Raw genomic sequence first — 19,085 nt, 5'->3', positions numbered from 1 at the left:
GTGGTGTGGGGACCGGGCTATGGCAGTGCTCCGCCGCCCAGCCCCCCGAGGGGGGAAGATCCGTTCTCGGCGGCAGAGCGTGACACGCGGGCGATGGTGGCCGCCGGATGGTGGCCGTCTGCGCCTCCTCAGCAGCGCCAGCACGCCATCGGGGGGCGGCTCCTCGTCCTGCCCGACGGCACGTGGTGGGCGTTCGGGGCGTGGGCCCGGTGGTACCGGCTGCACCCGTCCGACGGCCAGTGGTACCTGTGCCCTCCACCGCGCACGCCCGAGGTCCGCATGGCCGCCCGGCCCGCGGGGCAGGGCGGCGGCCAGGTGCCCGCGCTGCCGCCGCACGTCGTGCCCGCGGGGCCCGACTTCTCCTACGACCCGTCTCCTGTACGGCCCTTCGTCGGCCGGGGGTTCGACGGCGACCTGAGCCTGCGCGTGCGCGCGACCGTCGACTCCGCCGCGGCGCTGCCCACGCAGGAGTACCCGCACTGGTCGTCGCAGTTCACCCCGCAGACGCCCTCGACCGTTGCCGCCTCCTGGGGCGTGATGCTGTGGTGCGCGGCGGCCCCGGTGTTCGACTCGCGCTTCGACGCGCAGTTGCTCGACCACTGGAAGCAGTACCGGGCCAAGCCGCTGCCCGATGTGGACGGGCCACGCTGGCTCACCCCTCCTCCTCTGGAAACCCTGGTCGCGCTCTACGCCGAACGCCTGCGCGCCAGCCGCGTCGACGCGGCGGTGGTCGTACTGCGGACGATGTGGGCGGTGGCCAGCGCGCTACGCGAAGACCCTCGCTTCCAGGTACGGGCCGACGCGCTCCTGGCGATGCTCAGCGCAACCCTCAGCAACCCGACCGTCGACTACGGGGCGCTCCCGTACGGCGACCAGGCGATCGTGCAGCAGTGGCTGACCCGCTGCCCGCCCCACCTGGTGCCCGCGCTGCGGAACGAGAGTTCGCAGGGCGACAACTTCCGGCACGCCTTCTACGCGCTCTCCGAAGAGGTCGCGCGGCACGTGGGCGACCCCGGCGACCCCTCGTACGTCGAGCCCCGCCTGGTGTCCGCCGCGCTGCTGGCCGCCGACCTGGCCACCGTGCGCAAGGACGTGGCGGCCAACGTCGTCCCCTGGCTCGACCCCGAGATCCGCTACACCGTCCAGGCGGTGCTGCACCAGAACGGGCACCCCCTGCGCCGCCTCTGGCCCGACGACCTGCGCCTGCCGAGGCCGCTGGGGTCGGTCTCGGGCAAGGGCGCCGAAACGCTCCTCGCCACGACGTACGAGCTGGATCTGGCCTGGTGCAGGCTGGCCGGGGGCATGCCCGCGCGCCCCCGGGGCTTCCCCGTACCGAACGCGATCGCGGCCGGTCTCGTGGGACGGAGCCGGGTACGGGCCACCGCCGGGGCGCCCACCATCGCGCCCTCGGCGCAGGCCCAGGCCGCCCAGCACTCGCCTCCGCCGCCTCCGCCCCCGTACGGGGCCCAGTCGCAGCCGGGATTCCCGCCGGGCGCGCGCCGCCCGTCGCAGCCTGCCGGTGAGGCCGACCGGCCCTTCGTGCAGCCTCCCGCGCAGCCGGGTGCGGGCCCGGCGCCGTTCGCTCCGCCCGACCCGCAGATAGCCGCGTTCTCGGCCTCGGAGGAGAAGCAGGAGGGGAGCGCCGTCCCGCCGTACACCGCGCTCGGCCTGCAGAGGCAAGCCCCCGGCCCCGCGGTTCCTGGCCAGCCCGCAGCAGGGCCGCAGGGCCCGTCCCCCGCAGGTGCCTTCGGCATGCCCGGCACCCCGCCCGGCCCTCCGCCTGGCACGCCCTACGCTCCGCCCGGCCCGGACCCCCAGCAGCCGCAGCAGCCCTACGGCCAGCCCCCGCAACCCCCGCAGCCTCCACAGCAGGAGGAGGAGAAGGCGGACGAGCACCTCGCGCCGCCGTACACGCAGCTCGGATACCAGCCTTCAGGCGCTCCCCAGGGGCCTCCTGCGCCGCTCCAGCAGCCCCCGGGGCCTCCCCAGCCCATGCAGCCTCCCCCCGGGCAGGTGCCGCCTCCTCCGGGGCCCAGGCAGCAGCAGCCGCCCATGCAGCAGCCTCCGATGCCGCAGCAGCCCGCCGCGCATCAGCAGGAGGCCGCCCAGCCGCCCGTGCCCCCGCCGCCGCCCGCGCAGCCTCAAGACCGCCCCCGCACACGAGTCCTGGGCGCGGAAGACCTGGGCGAGGCCGCGGGCGAGCAGAACGTCCCCGGTGCGCTCCACCCCCCGCAGCCGCCGCCCACGCCCGGTGGCCGCGACGCCGGTCCCGGGACGCGGATCATGTCCGAGACCATGGTCGGGAACTTCGACTTCCTCGACGACACCCCGTCCCCCGAGACGCCCGTCCACAAGATCCCGCCGCCCAAGGACAGGTCCGAGCGGCGCTCCCTGGAGCGGTTCGGCATCAACTTCGTCTCCGGCACCGAGGACGCGGGCGACCTGCTCGACGGCCTGCGCGTGCAGGCCGAGCGCTGGAAGTCCTCCGGTGGCGGCGCGGGCGGCGCGGGCGGCGCGGGCGGCGGCTCGGCCGTGGACCAGACCCGGATGGACGTCGGCCCGGCCACCCGCCTGGACGCGGGCCCCGCGACCCGCCTCGACGGCGTCGGCGGCGCGACCCGGTTCGACGGCGGCGCGGCCCCCTCGGCCCCCTCCGCCCGTATGCCGAACGTGCTCATCGTCGGCGCCCCGCACAGCGGCCAGCGGCGGCTGTCCAGGCTGATCGCCCTGACGCTGGCCGACGCCGGGATGGGCGACGGCGCCATCCGCGCCCACGACGCCGACGACGTCCGCGACGCGCCCGCCGAGCGGCTGCCGGCCCTGGTGACCCGGCCCGGCCCCGCGATCCTCTTCGAACGGCTCGACGTGGCGATCACCGGCGCCGGCGACCCGGCGGCGGTCGCGACCGCCGTGCGCCGGGCCCGCCGCAGCCCCGCCGAGACCGCGCCGCTGATCGCGACCTGCGAGCCGCGCGCCTACAAGCGGCTGCTGCAGGACCATCCGCGGCTGATCGAGGTGTTCCGGGTGTACCGGCTGCCCGACTTCGGCGACCTCGACCGCCGGATGACGCTGCTGCACCTGCTGGCCGACGAGCGGCGGGTCACGATCGGGTCGTCGGCGCTGGAGGTCGCCCGCGAGGACCTGGACCGCCTGCGCGGCCCCGGCGACCTGGTGAACGCCCGGCTCGTCGAGGCCTATCTCGACCAGGCCTGCCAGCGGCATCTGGAGCGGGCCGGCGGCGCCTCCCGCGACCGGCTCGTCCTGGCCCCCGACGACCTCGCCGGCGTCGCCGAGGGCATCGAGCCGGCGCTGCGCCCGCCCGGCGACATCGACGGCTACCTGCGCCAGCTCGACCAGCTCACCGGCCTGCGGGAGGTCAAGCAGGCGGTGCGGGAGCTGGCCGACGACGCCGCGCTGGCCGCCGACCGGGCCCGGCACGGCGTGGGCGGCCGCGACCGGCTGCACCTGGTCTTCGTGGGCCCGTCCGGCACCGGCAAGACGACCGTGGCCGGGCTGCTCGGCGGGATCTACGCCGCGCTCGGCCTGCTGGACTCCGGCCATGTGGTGGCCTGCCGTCCCGTCCACCTGTCCGGCCGCGACCAGCTCGACACCGAGGCCCGGGTCGCGAGCATGGTCGACCAGGCGCTGGGCGGGGTGCTGCTGATCCAGGAGGCCTACCGGCTCGACCGCGTCCCCGCCGTGGTGAACGAGCTGCTGCGCTGCATGCGGCAGCGCGGGCGCAGGCTGATGGTGGTCTGCTCCGGCCTGGCCGCCGAGATGGAGGGGTTCCTCGCGGGCAATCCGTCGTTCCAGGCCGAGTTCGGCCGGACGCTGGAGTTCGAGGGCATGGGCGACCGCGACCTGGTCGGGCTGTTCCAGGCGTACGCCGAGCGCGACCTGTACCTGCTGGACGAGGAGCTGCGGGTCGAGCTGCTGGCCCGGTTCGCCCGGCTTCGCGACGATCCGCAGTTCGCCTTCGCCCGCACCGTCCGGCAGCTGTTCGAACAGACCATCGCCCGGCAGGCCGCACGCCTGGCCGGGGTCGACGTCAACGCGGCCACCGTGGCCCGCCTCACCGCCCGCGACCTGCCCGAGTCGCCCCTGGAGCAGATGATGGGGGATTTCCGGGAGCGAGGGTGACCATCCGTAGATAGTCCGCATCCAATGCGCGTGGCCGGGAAGACCCGTCCCGAGAGTGGTTCTGGAATGGCCCTCTTGGGTCATGTGCCCGCGGGCTACGGACGCGTAGCCTCGGTACGGGTGTGGGGAACGAACGGAGGTGGACGCGGTGCGCCAGCACACTTTCGACCTGCGCGTCCACGACCGGGTCGCGCTGGATGAGATCGAACTCTATGCCGAGATTCTCAGCGCGGTGGCGGCGGCCGAGCGGCCGTTGACGCTGGACGAGATCGACATGGTGCTCGGGCTGCGTTCGGGTGAGGCCGGTCGTCGCGAGCTGACGCCACAGGACCGATAGTTCCGCAACAGGCCGGGGACGCCCTCCGAGCGGCGTGCCCGGCTTCCGCTTTGCCCGCGGCGGTCCCGCATTGGCTCGGGCAGCGGTTCCATGGTGACTTCGGGGGCACTCTTTAGTGGCTGATGCCCCGCCCTTGCTCGAGCTTTTCGTCCAGTCGCAGAGTGAGTTGACTCACACCATTCCGACTACACTCTGTGAGTGCTTCGTCACAGAGAATGTTCGCGCGATGGAAAACAAGCTCTCTCCGCCCCGACAGGGCCCTCTCCCGTGCGTGTGCATTGGTGTCCCAAGGGCAGTCTTGTAGGTGAGAGGACGGCGGACGGCAGCCGAAGGCGAGGCAAAGGTTCTTTTTACGCCTGGTTGCGCCTACGATCCTCTGCGGACCGTCACGGCACATCAGGAGTACGAACGTGCGCTTGCGTCTCACGCCGCGTGAGGACAGCTTCTACGACATGTTCGCCGACTCGGCGAACAACCTGGTCACCGGCGCCAGGCTGCTCGTGGAGCTCATCAGCGACGGCGCCGACCGGGAAGCGATCGCGGAGAAGATGCGCGCCTGCGAGCACGCGGGCGACGAGTGCACCCACGCGATCATGCGCCGGCTCAACGAAACGTTCATCACCCCGTTCGACCGCGAGGACATCTACCGGCTGGCCTCCACGATCGACGACGTGATGGACGAGATGGAGGAGGCCGCCGACCTCGTCGTGCTCTACAAGATCGAGGAGTTCCCCAAGGGCATCGTGCACATGGTGGAGGTGCTCGAGCGGGCCGCCGAGCTGACCGCCGAGGCGATGCCCCGGCTGCGCTCGATGAAGGAGCTCAACGAGTACTGGATCGAGATCAACCGGCTGGAGAACCAGGGCGACCAGGCCTACCGCAAGCTGCTGGCGCACCTGTTCGGCGGTGACTACGACGCGCTGACGGTGATGAAGCTCAAGGAGGTCATCGACCGGCTGGAGGAGGCCGCGGACGCTTTCGAGCACGTGGCCAACACGGTCGAGACCATCGCGGTCAAGGAATCATGAGCTCGTCGGGCGAGGTGCGGACCTCCCGGGACGCCGAGGAGGCCGCGGAACCCCCCGCGCCCAGAGGTCCCGGCGAGGTCCGGGACGAGACCGGGGCCGCCCTCCGGACGGCCAACGGCGCCGGCGGTTCCGGCGGCTCGGACGCGAGCCTGGTGATGGACCAGCCCCCCGGCGCCGAGCCTTCGCTGGCCGAGCAGGCCCGCCGCGGCCCGGTGAAGTTCTGGCCGCTGCTGCTGCTCGCGGTGCTGGCGGTCATGGCGGCGGGGGCGCTCGGGCTGCGCCAGGACGCGCAGACCGCGGTCCTCATCCTGGTCATCGTGGTCGCGCTGGTCTTCGACTACACCAACGGGTTCCACGACGCGGCCAACGCGATCGCGACCTCGGTGTCGACCCGGGCGCTGACCCCGCGGGCGGCGCTGCTGATGGCCGCGGTGATGAACCTGATCGGCGCGCTGCTGGGCGTCGAGGTGGCCAAGACGGTCAGCGAGGTGATCACCCCGCCGAGCGGGCTGCACGGGCTCACCGTGGTCGCCGCCGGGGTGCTCGGCGCGATCACCTGGAACATGATCACCTGGTACTTCGGGCTGCCGTCGTCGTCCTCGCACGCCCTCATCGGCGGCGTGGTGGGCGCGGGCCTGGCCTCGGCGTCCAGCGTCAGCTGGGACAAGGTCGTCGACAAGGTGGCCGTCCCGATGGTGATCTCCCCGGTGGTCGGCTTCTGCCTGGCCTACCTGGTGATGGTGGCGATCCTGTGGATCTTCCGGCGGGCGCACCCGAGCCGGGTCGGCCGCCGGTTCCGGATCGCGCAGTCGCTGTCGGCGGCGTCCATGGCGCTCGGGCACGGCCTGCAGGACGCGCAGAAGACGATGGGCATCATCGTGCTGGCGCTGGTCACCACCGGGCACGCCAGCGGCGAGACCGTCCCGCTGTGGGTGATCGTCTCCTGTGCCGGCGCGCTGTCGCTGGGCACCTACGCGGGCGGCTGGCGGATCATGCGGACGCTGGGCCGGAAGGTGATCGAGCTCGACCCGCCGAAGGGCTTCGCCGCGGAAGCGACGGCCTCCATGATCCTTTACGCCGCCGCCTACATCTGGCACGCTCCAATCTCCACCACCCACACGATCACGTCCTGCATCATGGGCGCGGGCGCCACCAAGCGCCTGTCGGCGGTCCGCTGGGGCGTGGCCGGCAACATCGTGCTGGCCTGGGTGCTGACGATGCCGATGGCCGCCGCCGTGGCCGCGATCGTCTACTGGGCCGTCCACCTCTTCGGCGCCTGACCGCCCCCGGCCGGAACGCCGGGGGCGCTCTGGCGGCGCCTACCGGCCGGAGATGCGGTCCAGGGCGGGCGGGGCGATCGGGGAGTTCGCGCCGAGGTGGGCGACGAACGCGTCCAGGTCGATCGGGCCGAGCACCTGGTCCGCGCCCTCGGTGAACGTGGTGAAGCCGTCACCGCCGCCCAGCAGGAAGTTGTTGGTGGCTACCTTGTAGGACGCGGCCGGGTCGACCGCCGTCCCGTCCACCGCGATGCCGGAGACGCGGTCGCCGACCGGCCTGCTCCGGTCGATGGTGAAGCGCAGCGTGGACGACGGCTGCAGGATCTTCTCGCCCGAACCCGTCCACTGCTGCTCCAGCAGCGCGTCGAGCTGCGCGCCCGTCAGGGTGACCACGCCCATGACGTTGTTGAACGGCTGCACCGCGAATGCCTCGCCGTAGGTCACCACGCCGTCGCCCTCGGAACCGGACGCCCGGTGCACCAGGTCGGCCCGCACGCCGCCCGGGTTCATCAGCGCGACCTGCGCGCCGTGCCCCTTCATCGACGCCAGCTGCGCGTCGGCGATCACGTCCCCGAGCGCGGTCTCGCCCGCGGGGGAGGGGGCCCGGGTGAGGTCGGCCGTGATCGACCCGACCGGCTTGTTCGCGATCTCCGCGACCCGGTCCTTCCACGTCTGGACGAACCGCTCGGTCGCCGGGTCCGCCGGGACGTCCCGGGTGACCACGTGGTTGTCGCCCTTCAGGGACGAGCGGACGACGTCGCCCGTGCGGCGGTCCACCGCGAAGTCGACCTGGGTGATGACCCGTCCGAACGAGGACCCGGACGAGTACAGCCGGGGCCGTCCCGCCGGGTCGGTCACCGAGCACACGTACTGCTGGTGGGTGTGCCCGGCCAGCACCATGTCGATCTCGGGGTCGGCGTCGCGGGCGATGCGCGTCCCGGCGCCGGGGACGACCCCGCACGCGTCCGGCCGCTGCCCGGCCGGCGTCTGGTCGCCCTCGTGGACGAGCAGCACCATCGACCGCACCCCGCGCCGCTTGAGCTCCTTGGCGGCGCGGTTCGCGGCGGCGACCTCGTCGTCGAAGGTCAGCCCCTTGATCCCGTCCGCGCTGACGATCGTCGGGGTGGTCTTGGTGACGACGCCGATGAACCCGACCCGCACCCCGTTGATCTTCCGGATGGTCCAGGGCTTCAGGATCGGCGTGCCGCCCTTCTCCTTCAGCACGTTGGCGGCGAGGTAGTCGAACGAGGCGCCCTTCCACCTGCCCGCCGGGGAGCAGCCGTCCACCGGGTGGCAGCCGCCGTGCTGGATGCGGCGCAGCTCCTGGTGGCCCTCGTCGAACTCGTGGTTGCCGGCCGCCGACGCGGTGACGCCCACCCGGCCCAGGAACTCCACCGACGGCTCGTCGTGGTACGCGGCGGAGATCAGCGGCGAGGCCCCGATCATGTCGCCCTGCGCCACGGTCAGCGTGTCCCGGTTCGCCAGCCGCTTGAGGTGGGCGGCCACGTAGGCCGCGCCGCCCGCGGGGACGGACGCGCCGGTCTCGTCGACGGCCGTGCCGGAGCTGCCGGTGGGCGGCTCCAGGTTGCCGTGGAAGTCGTTCAGCGACAGCAGCCGAACGGACGCGGTGGGCGCGGGCTTGGCCGCGGCCGGCTGCGCGGCCACCGCCACCGCGGCGGCGACCGCCGTGCCGCACGCCAGGATGATGCGTCGTCGAGTCATCCTCGCACCGTAAGAGCGCGGGGCATCCGCTTCCGCGCACCTCGGTGACGTTTGCGTGACGGTTCGGTCAGGGGCGTGCTGCGCTCGCGGGGCCCGGCCGCATAGGCTGGCGATCATGAGCGAGGCGCCGCTGACCGAGTCCCAGATCGCCGAGGTGCTCGCCCTGGCCGAGGCCGCCACCGCGGCCGACGGCGCGGGCGCCCTCTCCGAGCACGCGCTGCTGCGGCTGCGCAACGGCGGCCACGGTCTCGTGATCACCGACGGCGGCGACCGCGACGCGGCCGGGATCGTCGCCTACGCCCATCTCGACCCGGCGACCGCCGAGGAGAGCGCCGCCGCCGAGCTGGTCGTCCACCCCGGCCACCGCGGCCGCGGCTACGGCCGCGCCCTGCTGCGCACCGTCCGGGAGCGGGCCGCCGGGCCGCTGCGCGTCTGGGCCCACGGCGACCTGCCCGCCGCCGCCAAGCTCGCCGAATCCGAGGGGCTCCGCCGCGTCCGCGCGCTCTACCAGATGCGCCGTCCCGCCGCCGACCCCCTCCCCGAGACCGAGGTCGCGGACGGGGTGCGGCTGCGCACGTTCGTCCCCGGGCAGGACGAGGCGGCCTGGCTGCGGGTCAACGGCCGCGCCTTCGCCGACCACCCCGAGCAGGGCGCGTGGACGCTCGACGACGTCCGGCAGCGCGAGGCCGAGTCCTGGTTCGACCCGTCCGGCTTCTTCCTGGCCGAGAACGACCGGGGCCTGGCCGGCTTCCACTGGACGAAGATCCACCCGGACGGCCTGGGCGAGGTCTACGTCGTGGGCGTCGACCCGGACGCCCAGGGCCTCGGCCTGGGCCGCACCCTCACCCTCGCGGGCCTGCACCACCTCCGCGACCGGGGCGTCCCGGCGATCCTGCTGTACGTGGACGAGTCCAACACCGCCGCCGTCCGCCTGTACGAGTCCCTGGGCTTCACCCGCCACACCGTGGACGTCATGTACGGCACCTAACGGTCGTCGGCCTCGGTTTTCGTGTAGAGGACGTCGCGGGCCTGCTCGGCGGCGCGGGCGAAGCTTTCGCCGACGTAGTCGAGGTAGCGGGCGATGCTCTCGAGGCGGACGGCGGCCGGGGTGCCGGGGCCGAGCACGCCGACACCCTTCTGGAGGACCTCGACCTGCCTGATGATGTCCTGGGCGGAGGCCATCATCGACTGGTAGTAGAGGTCGTCGTCGACGATGTAGCGCTCACGGCGGCGTTCGTCGCGCTCCCGGCGGACGAGGGTGTGCCTCTCCAGGAAGGCGACCGCCTTGGAGACGGACGCCGGGCTCACCTGCAGGCGCTGGACGAGTTCGGACGCGGTGAGGCTGGCGGAGTCGGTGGTGTAGAGGCAGACCAGCACCCGCGCCATCATCTTGGGCAGGCCCGAGGCCATGAGGACGTCGGTGAAGGTCTCCTCGTACTCGCGGACGGCCTCGACGTCGCGTCCGTGCGGCAGGGGGGCCGCCTGCGGCGCCCGGGACGAGGCGGACCGGCGCCGCTGGGCGCGCCGTTCCGTGGCGCGGTGGGCCAGGTCGGAGCGGTAGCCGGTGGGCCCGCCGTTGCGCATCACCTCACGCGTGACCGTTGAGGTCGGGCGGTCCAGGCGCCTGGCTATCTCCGCGTAGGCGAGCCCGTCGGCCAGCCCCAAGGCGATCTGCTGGCGTTCCTGCTGGGTGAGCCTGCCCCCTGGCATCGCGTTCTCCTTCGTGGTCCCTGATGCCTTCAGCATAGCGTTCACCTCACCATCATTGCAACGTGCGGGCAGGGTTTCGTTGCGTTACATCGACACCGGTTGCAACGATTTCACTGCTCTGAACTGGTAAAATGCTGAAACTGTGCAACGAGTAGATTGAAGAATCCTTGAAGGCAACGTAGCTTTTGCGATGTCGGAAACGAAACGGCACAACGCACAGGGAGCACACGATGCAGAAGTTCGCCACCCCCGCCCCGATCGCCGCCGTCCTGGAGATCCCCGCCGGGCGCGTGCAGTTCATCGCCGCCGACCGGGCCGACACCGCGGTCGAGGTCCTGCCCGCGGACGCCTCCAAGGGCCGCGACGTGAAGATGGCGGAGCAGACCACGGTCGAGTCCGCCGACGGCGTCCTGCGGATCGAGGCCCCGGCGAAGAACCAGTACCGCGGCCCCTCCGGTGCCATCGAGGTGACGGTCAAGCTGCCCGCCGGTTCCCGGGTCGGGGTCAAGGCGGTGAGCACCGAACTGCGGGGCGTCGGCCGGCTCGGCGACGTCGCCTTCGAGGGCGCCTACCGCCAGATCAAGCTGGACGAGGCCGCGAGCGTCCGCCTCACCGCGATCGACGGGGACGTCGAGGTCGGCCGGCTGGGCGGGCCCGCGGAGATCAGCACCACCAGGGGCGACATCCGCATCGCCGAGGCCGTGGGCGGCACGGTCGTGTTGCGGACCCAGTCCGGCGACATCTCGGTCGGCGCCGCGGCCGGCGTCTCGGCCTCCCTGGACGCCGGCACCGGACACGGCCGCGTCAGCAACGGCCTCAAGAACGACGGCACGGCGGAACTCGACATCCACGCCACCACCTCGCACGGCGACATCGACGCCCGCAGCCTCTGACCCGCAGCCGCTGAAGGAGCAGAACCATGACGAACCTGGCGATCGCAGCCCAGGGGCTGCGCAAGTCCTACCGCGACAAGTCCGGGGAGAAGGTCGTGCTCGACGGCGTCGACCTGGCCGTCCCCGAAGGGACGATCTTCTCCCTGCTCGGCCCGAACGGCGCCGGCAAGACCACCACCGTCCAAATCCTGTCCACCCTGATCCCCGCCGACGGCGGCGACGTCCAGGTCGCCGGCCACGACCTGGCCCGCAGCCCGGACGACGTGCGCGGCGCGATCGGCGTCACCGGGCAGTACTCGGCCGTCGACAAGCTGCTCACCGGCGAGGAGAACCTGCTCCTCATGGCCGACCTCAAGCACCTGTCCCGCCGCGAGGGCAGGCGCAAGGCCGCCGAGCTGCTGGAGCGCTTCGACCTGGTCGACGCGGCCCGCAAACCCGCCCAGACCTACTCCGGCGGCATGCAGCGCCGGCTCGACCTGGCGATGACCCTGGTCGGCGACCCCCGCCTGATCTTCCTGGACGAGCCCACCACCGGCCTGGACCCCCGCAGCCGCCGCTCCATGTGGCAGATCGTCCGCGAACTGGTCGCCGGCGGCGTCACCATCTTCCTCACCACCCAGTACCTGGAGGAGGCCGACCAGCTCGCCGACCGCATCGCCCTGCTCGACCACGGACGGCTGATCGCCGAAGGCACCGCCGAGGAGCTCAAGCGGCTCATCCCCGGCGGCCACGTGTCACTGCGGTTCACCGACGGCGACGAGCTCACCGGCGCGCTCGGCGCGCTCGGCGCCGGCTTCGTGGACCCCTCCGACGACGACCGGCTCACCCTGCAGGTCCCCCACGACGGCGGTGTCGCGGCACTGCGCCGGCTGCTGGCCCGGCTGGAGGCGGCCGCCATCGAACCGGCCGACCTGACCGTGCACACCCCCGACCTCGACGACGTCTTCCTCACCCTCACCGGCCGGCAGAAGCAGGAGGCCACCCGATGAACACCCCCGCCCTCGCCCTGCGCGACTCCTCGACCATGGTCCGGCGCCAGCTCAAGCGCCTGATCCGCTACCCGTCCATGACCGTGCAGCTGATCATCACGCCCGTCATCCTGCTGCTGCTGTTCGTCTACGTCTTCGGCGGCACCCTCGGCGCCGGGCTGGGCGGCGGCCGCGACACCTACGTCGACTACGTCCTGCCCGGCATCCTGCTCATGGCCGCCGCCACCGCCGCCACCGGAACCGCCGTCATGGTCGCCACCGACATGACCGAGGGCATCATCGCCCGCTTCCGCACCATGCGCATCTCCCGGGCCTCGGTCCTGACCGGCCACGTCGTCGGCAGCGTCGTCCAGCAGCTGCTCGGCATGGCCGTCCTCGTCGGCATCGCCTTCGCCATCGGCTTCAACCCCAACGCCACCGCCGTCGAATGGCTGGCCGCCACCGGCCTGCTCACCCTGTTCATCCTGGCCATCACCTGGCTGTCGGTCGCCCTCGGCATGAAGTCCCCCACCCCCGAAGCCGCCAGCAACGCCCCGATGCCCCTGATCCTGCTGCCCTTTCTCGGGAGCGGCTTCGTCCCCACCGACTCCATGCCCACCGCCATCCGCTGGTTCGCCGAGTACCAGCCCTTCACCCCGATCATGGAAACCGTCCGCGGCCTGCTTCTCGGCACCCCGATCGGCAACAGCGCCGCGATCGCCACCGCCTGGTGCGCCGGCATCGCCGTCCTCTCCTACCTCTGGGCCAAGAACACCTTCAACAAAGCCTGATCGTGAACCGGCCGAACAGGGCCGCCAGACCGACAAGGTCTGGCGGCCCTGAACCTTTTCCCAGTGGGCTCTACGAGGATCCGCCGGAGTGACGGCGGGTGGCGGTTCCCAGCAGCGCGGTCAAGGTCAGCAGGTCGCGGGTTCGGAAGTACTCGGCGTCGGGTGGGCGGTTCCTCTGGCGGCGTTCCATTTCCTCTTTGCCCGCCCGAAGCGCCTCTTGCTCTGCCGCGTCCAGGACGCCTTGGGACGCCAGGCACCTCTCTACGCAACGGGCCAGCGCATGTGCCGTCTCGTCCTCCGGGGTGAGCAAAGCCGGGAGGCGGTGCCGGTGCCAGTACTGCACAGCGTGGAGGGCGGCCTCCTCTGGGGCGCCGTACCAGACGGCGGGCCAGAAGGGGCCGGGTGAACGGGGCGTGCGGTGCCCCCTGAGCTTGGCCTCGCGGCGGGTCTCGTCGTACGCGCGGATCGCGGCGTGCCAGGCGGCCCGGCTGGTCTCGATGAGGACGAGGGCGCGCAGCAGGGCGGCTTCGTCCCGCTCGTAGGGGCCGGCCTTGGCGCGCAGGTAGGCCAGCGTGGCGTGGAAGCCGATCGGACGGTACAGCTGCGCGCAGGAGCGGAGCGCCGAGACGCGGCGGCGGAGGGGGAGGGCGGGGTCGCGGACCTTGCGGGCATACACGCTGAAACTCATGGCGATCGATGAACCGTCAACTGTCCGAAACGCCAGGAATGTCCGAGCTCATAGGGTGGATCACCTGCGCTGTTAACCCGCTGTCTATGGCACGGCGGGGCAATCTTCGCGGCAATAGAGGGCCGCGTTCATTCTCCGTTCACCTGGATCGGGGTGGCTGGTCACCTCCCGTGCCTAGGTTCGCTTTCGACGGTGACCCCCCTTACCTGGACAAACTACTCCAGCGCCCCGCTCGGGACACCCCTAACCGAACTTAGAGGAGACCTACCGGTGAAGAACGGTTCTCGGCTTGCCGCCCTCGGCGGTGTGGTCGTTGCGGGCGCGCTCGCCCTCAGTGCCTGCGGTAGCGACAGCAACCAGGGCACCAACGCGTCCGCCGTGCCCACCGGCGACATCGACTGCGCCAAGGCCACGGTGAACGCCGCCGGCTCCAGCGCGCAGAAGAACGCCATCGAGGAGTGGACCAAGGTCTACGCGCAGAAGTGCGCCGGCGCCAACCTGAACTACAACCCGAGCGGTTCGGGTGCCGGCATCGAGGCGTTCACCCAGGGCCAGGTGGCCTTCGCGGGCTCGGACTCGGCGCTCAAGCCCGACGAGGCCACCGCCGCCAAGCAGCGCTGCCAGGGCAGCAACGCCGTCAACCTGCCCATGGTCGTCGGCCCGGTCGCCGTGATCTACAACGTGCAGGGCGTCGACGGCCTCCAGCTGTCCCCCGAGACGATCGCGAACATCTTCAACGGCAAGATCAAGAACTGGAACGATCCGGCGATCGCCAAGGAGAACTCGGGCGCCCAGCTGCCCAACACCCCGATCAAGCCGGTCTACCGCTCCGACGAGTCCGGCACGACGGAGAACTTCACCAAGTACCTCAAGGCCACCGCCCCCAGCGCGTGGCCCCACGAGCCCGCCAAGAAGTGGGCCGCCACGGCCGGGCAGGGCGCCGCCAAGTCCGACGGCGTCACCGCCCAGGTGAAGAACGGCGCCGGGACCATCTCCTACGTCGAGATGTCCTACGCCGAGAACAACAAACTGCAGACCGCCAAGGTCAAGAACGGCGCCGGCGAGTACACCCAGCTGACCGCCGACAGCGCCTCCAAGGCCGTCGCGGGCGCCGAGGTCGTCGGCACCGGCAACGACGTCGCCCTGAAGATCGACTACACCACCAAGGAGGCCGGCGCCTACCCGATCGTCCTGGTGACCTACGAGATCGCCTGCGAGAAGGGGCTGCCGGCCGAGCAGGCCCAGTTCGTCAAGTCCTTCCTGACCTACACCGCCAGCGCGGACGGCCAGAAGGTCCTGACCGGCATCGGCTACGCCCCGCTGCCCGCCGCGGTCCTGACCAAGGTCCAGGGCTCCATCAAGGCGCTGTCCTGACGCACGATCCCGACCGCGAAAGCCCCGCCACCGAAGGCATCGGTGGCGGGGCCGACGTGGATTCCGCCGAAGCCGCAGCGATTCGAGGAGGCTCTCCCGTGACCACCGAGACCGGCGTCGAGACGGGCGCCGGCGCCAAACATCGCGCCACCGGCCGGCGCATGAGCACCGGCCGGGCCGGCGACAAGATCTTCGTCTCCGCCGCGCGCGGCTCCGGGATCATCGTCCTGGTGATCATGGCGGCGATCGCGGTGTTCCTCATCTGGAAGGCGATCCCGGCGCTGCGCGACAACGAGGCCAGCTTCCTGACCTCCGAGGCCTGGGACCCCAACGCCCAGCCGCCCCGGTTCGGGATCGCCCAGCTGGCGTTCGGGACCGTGGCCTCCTCGCTGCTGGCCATGCTGATCGCCACCCCCGTCGCGATCGGGATCGCGCTGTTCATCTCCTTCTACTCGCCGCGCCGCCTCGCCGCCGGGCTCGGCTACCTGGTCGACCTGCTGGCCGCCGTGCCCAGCATCGTGTACGGCCTGTGGGGCCTGATCTTCCTCTCCCAGCACATGGAGTCGGTCAGCTCCTTCCTCAACACCGTGCTCGGCTGGATCCCGCTGTTCGGCGGTGAGAGCCCCGGCAAGAACTCGATCTTCACCGCCGGCGTGGTGCTGGCGATCATGATCCTGCCGATCATCTCGTCCATCTCCCGCGAGGTGTTCCTCCAGGTCCCGCAGGCGCACATCGAGGCGTCCCTGGCCCTCGGCGCCACCCGCTGGGAGATGATCCGGATGTCGGTGCTGCCCTACGGCCGCTCCGGCATGATCGGCGCCTCCATGCTCGGCCTCGGCCGCGCCATGGGCGAGACCATCGCGGTCGCCATGGTGCTGACCTTCGTCCCCGGGATCAACTGGCACATCCTCGAGGACGGCGGCGCCACGTTCGCCGCCAACATCGCCAACAGCTTCGCCGAGGCGTCCCGCACCGGCCAGGGCGCGCTCATCGCCTCCGGCCTCGTCCTGTTCGTGATCACCCTGCTCGTCAACATGGCCGCGCGCGCCGTCGTCGCCCGCCGCAAGGAGTTCGTGTGACCGCCGTGTCGAAGGCCCCGTACAAGAAGGGCTCGCAGCTGACCTCGGTCTCCACCGGCCGCAAGGTCAAGGACCGGCTCGTGCAGGTCCTCGTGTACGGCGCGTTCGCGCTGGCCGTCATCCCGCTGCTGTCGGTGCTGTGGACCGTCATCAGCAACGGCCTCGCTCGCCTGGACGGCACGTTCTTCTCGTTCTCCATGAACGGGCTCAGCGGCCGCGACGCCGGCGGCGGCGCCTACCACGCGATCATCGGCACCCTCGAACAGGTCGCCATCACCAGCGTGATCGCCGTCCCGATCGCCGTGCTCACCGCCATCTACCTGGTCGAGTACGGCAACGGCAGCCGGCTGGCCCGCACCATCAGCTTCTTCGTCGACGTCATGACCGGCATCCCGTCCATCGTCGCCGGCCTGTTCGTCCTCGCGCTCTGGCTGCTCACCTTCGGGTTCGAGTTCTCCGGCTTCGCCGGCGCCCTCGCCCTGACCATCCTGATGATCCCCACGGTGGTCCGGGCCACCGAGGAGATGCTCAAGCTGGTGCCGAACGACCTGCGCGAGGCGTCCTACGCGCTGGGCGTCCCCCGCTGGCGGACGGTCTGCTTCGTGGTGCTGCCCACCGCGCTGACCGGCATCATCACCGGCGTCATGCTCGCCGTCGCCCGCGTCATGGGCGAGACCGCGCCGCTGCTGCTGACGATCTTCTTCACCAAGGCGATCAACACCAACCCGTTCGAGGGGCCGCAGGGCTCGCTGCCGACGTTCATCTGGGAGCAGGCCGCCGACCCCAACCAGAACTCCATCGACCGGGCCTGGGCCGGCGCCCTGGTGCTGATCCTGATCATCATGCTGCTGAACCTGGGCGCCCGCCTGATCGCCCGCCTGTACCGCCCCGCCGGCGGCCGCTGACCGACCCTCGACAAGGAGCATTCACCCCATGGCCAAGCGGATCGAAGTCTCCGGACTGCACGCCTACTACGGCGGCGTCCACGCCATCGAGGACATCTCGATGACGATCGAGCCGCGGTCGGTGACGGCGTTCATCGGCCCCTCCGGCTGCGGCAAGTCCACGTTCCTGCGCACCCTGAACCGGATGCACGAGGTCATCCCCGGCGCCCGCGTCGAGGGCAAGGTCATGCTGGACGACGAGGACCTCTACGCCCAGTCCGTCGACCCGGTCGCCGTGCGCCGCGTCGTCGGCATGGTCTTCCAGCGGCCCAACCCGTTCCCCACGATGTCCATCTACGACAACGTGGCCGCGGGCCTGAAGCTGAACGGCGTCCGCAAGAAGTCCCGCCTGGACGAGATCGTCGAGGAGTCCCTCCAGGGCGCCAACCTCTGGAACGAGGTCAAGGACCGCCTCTCCAAGCCCGGGGCCGGCCTGTCCGGCGGCCAGCAGCAGCGCCTCTGCATCGCCCGCGCCATCGCCGTCCAGCCCCAGGTCCTCCTGATGGACGAGCCCTGCTCCGCCCTCGACCCCATCTCCACCCTGGCGATCGAAGACCTCATCGCCAAGCTGAAGAGCCAGTACACCATCGTGATCGTCACCCACAACATGCAGCAGGCCGCCCGCGTCAGCGACCGCACCGCCTTCTTCAACATCGCCGGCACCGGCCAGCCCGGCAAGCTGATCGAGATCGACGACACCAGCAACATCTTCACCAACCCCGAACAGAAGGCCACCGAGGACTACATCACCGGCCGCTTCGGCTGAACGATCTGGGGGCTGTGTTCTCTCGGGAGCCAGCCCCCCAGCAAGGCTCCGCCCCGCACCACTCCGCTCGGGCCTCTGGCTGATTCGGTCCTCGCTTCGCTCGGGCTGCCCTCATTGGGGCTCTCGCCCCAAACCCCAAGGCAGGGGGCTCCGCCCCCCACACCCCCCGACCAGCTCCGGACCGACAAGCAACAGGCAATCCTCGATAAGGCTGATGGCCCGCCCCCGCACATCGGGCCTGACCCGCTTATGGAAGCGCTCGGGCTCTTACGCTCCTCTCGTGGCGGATCAGCGTGCGCGATGTCGCGCCCACCGTTCCCTCACGGTGACGTATTCCGGCACTTCGCCGCTTGGGCGTGGGTTGGCTTGGCTGTGCCGCCTCCACCGTTCGGCTGATACCTGTGCGTACAGGTCGATCGCGGCAGGGTCGGCGAGCCTCCAGGCGGGGACCTGGTCGGCCCACGCCTCGGCCTCCGCCGGGCTGTGCCCGGCATGGATCAGCCACGGGATGACCTGGCCGGCCTCGATCCAGGCGGCCCCGCGAGAAGCGAACGCCCAATCGACCACGTAAGGGCGGCCGGACCTGGTGATCAGGAGGTTGCGCGGGTTGAGGTCGGTGTGTAGGAGTGTGTCTCCGGCGAGCGCCGAGACGTCCTCAGCGAGGCCCTCCCAACGCCGCTCGACGCGCATCTCCACCACGTCCGGGCACGCCAGCATGTGCAGCTCCCGGATGAAGGCGGCGAGCGTGTTCAGATCCGGGGAGCCGGGCGCGTAGTTCGCGTGCCGACCGTCGACGTGCTCGAAGCCGAGCACGAGCCACCCCTCGGTCTCCACCGTCCAGTGGAGCCGGGGGGCGAACTCGCGGACGTGCGGATTGATCGCGGCCTCTCTGCGCAACGCACGGGCCTGACGGCCGGAGATCCTCGCGGCCTTGACGAACGCCAGCCCCGCCGCGCCGTTCACCACGGCGGCCAGCTCGGCGTTGGTTCCGGCCGTGACCGGCCGGACCTCCTGGACGAGACCATTCGGGCGGGCAGCAGCCCGCCCCGGCACCGGACTCCCAGAACTCCATGTCGAGGCGGTAACCGGTGGCCTTCAGGATCGGCACGGTCCGCTCCAGCGCGGCGCCGGACCGGATGTCCTCGTCCATTACCGGGACATGATGCAGGTAGTCGCCCGCGTGGTGCATGCCGAACTCGGTGTAGGGCTTGGTGCGCTTGAGGAAGGCGTGCCAGCCCTCGTCGACCGGCACCGAGGGGACGATCCTGATCCAGGCGCCGGGGTCTGCCTTCGCGGCCTTGACGAGGTCGGCGTGCGCCTTGAGGAACACCAGCGCCTGCCCCATCAGCCGCTCGGCGTAGACGCGGG

Annotated in this window: 16 protein-coding genes; 12 read left to right on the top strand and 4 right to left on the bottom strand. The window is 71.4% G+C overall.

Annotated features, from left to right (window positions below):
* The first annotated feature begins 93 nt into the window (after positions 1-93).
* The 4 genes from ACFPZN_RS10570 (at position 94) to ACFPZN_RS10555 (ending at position 6,785) form a co-directional block, all read left to right on the top strand.
* Positions 94-4,140 (top strand): hypothetical protein, encoded by a 4,047-nt coding sequence (locus ACFPZN_RS10570; protein WP_378281666.1) that lies wholly within the window; start codon positions 94-96, stop codon positions 4,138-4,140.
* Between the two features lie 139 nt (positions 4,141-4,279).
* The gene (locus ACFPZN_RS10565) at positions 4,280-4,477 is read left to right on the top strand and encodes a hypothetical protein (protein ID WP_378281665.1); all 198 of its coding nucleotides are present in this window, start codon (positions 4,280-4,282) and stop codon (positions 4,475-4,477) included.
* 410 nt (positions 4,478-4,887) lie between these two features.
* A complete protein-coding gene (locus tag ACFPZN_RS10560; protein WP_378281664.1) occupies positions 4,888-5,505 on the top strand; it encodes a DUF47 domain-containing protein in 618 nt (205 codons plus the stop codon).
* 155 nt (positions 5,506-5,660) lie between these two features.
* Positions 5,661-6,785 (top strand): anion permease, encoded by a 1,125-nt coding sequence (locus ACFPZN_RS10555; protein ID WP_464044024.1) that lies wholly within the window; start codon positions 5,661-5,663, stop codon positions 6,783-6,785.
* Between the two features lie 39 nt (positions 6,786-6,824).
* On the opposite strand, the gene ACFPZN_RS10550 is transcribed toward ACFPZN_RS10555, so the two are convergent.
* Positions 6,825-8,504 (bottom strand): bifunctional metallophosphatase/5'-nucleotidase, encoded by a 1,680-nt coding sequence (locus ACFPZN_RS10550; protein ID WP_378281663.1) that lies wholly within the window; start codon positions 8,502-8,504, stop codon positions 6,825-6,827.
* A gap of 115 nt (positions 8,505-8,619) precedes the next feature.
* Here ACFPZN_RS10550 and mshD point away from each other — a divergent pair, with 115 nt between their 5' ends.
* Complete coding sequence (mshD, locus tag ACFPZN_RS10545) at positions 8,620-9,492, top strand: mycothiol synthase (protein WP_378281662.1); 873 nt, start codon at positions 8,620-8,622, stop codon at positions 9,490-9,492.
* On the opposite strand, the gene ACFPZN_RS10540 is transcribed toward mshD, so the two are convergent.
* Positions 9,489-10,214: a helix-turn-helix domain-containing protein gene (locus ACFPZN_RS10540; protein ID WP_378281661.1), complete on the bottom strand. Its 726-nt coding sequence runs from the start codon at positions 10,212-10,214 to the stop codon at positions 9,489-9,491. The two genes, mshD and ACFPZN_RS10540, sit on opposite strands and share 4 nt — an antisense overlap.
* Positions 10,215-10,444: 230 nt before the next feature.
* On the opposite strand from ACFPZN_RS10540, the gene ACFPZN_RS10535 reads away from it, so the two are divergent.
* The 3 genes from ACFPZN_RS10535 to ACFPZN_RS10525 are packed head-to-tail and all read left to right on the top strand — an operon-like array spanning position 10,445 to position 12,866.
* Positions 10,445-11,107, top strand: coding sequence for a DUF4097 family beta strand repeat-containing protein (locus tag ACFPZN_RS10535; RefSeq protein ID WP_378281660.1), 663 nt, complete (start codon positions 10,445-10,447; stop codon positions 11,105-11,107).
* A gap of 26 nt (positions 11,108-11,133) precedes the next feature.
* Complete coding sequence (locus ACFPZN_RS10530) at positions 11,134-12,096, top strand: ATP-binding cassette domain-containing protein (protein WP_378281659.1); 963 nt, start codon at positions 11,134-11,136, stop codon at positions 12,094-12,096.
* On the top strand, positions 12,093-12,866 hold the full coding sequence (locus ACFPZN_RS10525; protein ID WP_378281658.1) for an ABC transporter permease: 774 nt from the start codon (positions 12,093-12,095) through the stop codon (positions 12,864-12,866). The genes ACFPZN_RS10530 and ACFPZN_RS10525 overlap by 4 nt, the downstream gene beginning before the upstream one ends.
* 70 nt (positions 12,867-12,936) lie before the next feature.
* Here the strand turns inward: ACFPZN_RS10525 and ACFPZN_RS10520 are convergent, their stop codons facing one another.
* Positions 12,937-13,554 carry a hypothetical protein gene (locus ACFPZN_RS10520; protein WP_378281657.1) on the bottom strand — a complete coding sequence of 206 codons (618 nt, stop codon included), beginning with the start codon at positions 13,552-13,554 and terminating at the stop codon, positions 12,937-12,939.
* A 270-nt stretch (positions 13,555-13,824) separates the two neighbouring features.
* Between ACFPZN_RS10520 and pstS the strand changes: the two genes are divergently transcribed.
* The 4 genes from pstS (at position 13,825) to pstB (ending at position 17,717) form a co-directional block, all read left to right on the top strand.
* A complete protein-coding gene (gene pstS, locus ACFPZN_RS10515) occupies positions 13,825-14,928 on the top strand; it encodes a phosphate ABC transporter substrate-binding protein PstS (protein WP_378281656.1) in 1,104 nt (367 codons plus the stop codon).
* Between the two features lie 98 nt (positions 14,929-15,026).
* The gene (gene pstC / locus ACFPZN_RS10510) at positions 15,027-16,007 is read left to right on the top strand and encodes a phosphate ABC transporter permease subunit PstC (RefSeq protein ID WP_378281655.1); all 981 of its coding nucleotides are present in this window, start codon (positions 15,027-15,029) and stop codon (positions 16,005-16,007) included.
* Complete coding sequence (gene pstA, locus ACFPZN_RS10505) at positions 16,004-16,912, top strand: phosphate ABC transporter permease PstA (protein ID WP_378281654.1); 909 nt, start codon at positions 16,004-16,006, stop codon at positions 16,910-16,912. Before pstC ends, pstA begins: the two co-directional genes overlap by 4 nt.
* Positions 16,913-16,940: 28 nt before the next feature.
* Positions 16,941-17,717 carry a phosphate ABC transporter ATP-binding protein PstB gene (gene pstB / locus ACFPZN_RS10500; protein ID WP_378281653.1) on the top strand — a complete coding sequence of 259 codons (777 nt, stop codon included), beginning with the start codon at positions 16,941-16,943 and terminating at the stop codon, positions 17,715-17,717.
* Positions 17,718-18,005: 288 nt separating this feature from the next.
* On the opposite strand, the gene ACFPZN_RS10495 is transcribed toward pstB, so the two are convergent.
* Positions 18,006-18,770: a phosphotransferase family protein gene (locus ACFPZN_RS10495; RefSeq protein ID WP_378281652.1), complete on the bottom strand. Its 765-nt coding sequence runs from the start codon at positions 18,768-18,770 to the stop codon at positions 18,006-18,008.
* Between the last annotated feature and the right edge of the window lie 315 nt (positions 18,771-19,085).

The organism is Actinomadura rugatobispora (assembly GCF_042656285.1).
Classification (GTDB): Bacteria; Actinomycetota; Actinomycetes; order Streptosporangiales; family Streptosporangiaceae; genus Spirillospora; species Spirillospora rugatobispora.
The sequence above is the reverse complement of the archived record's forward strand: the minus strand, read 5'-3'. Positions and strand labels throughout refer to the sequence as shown.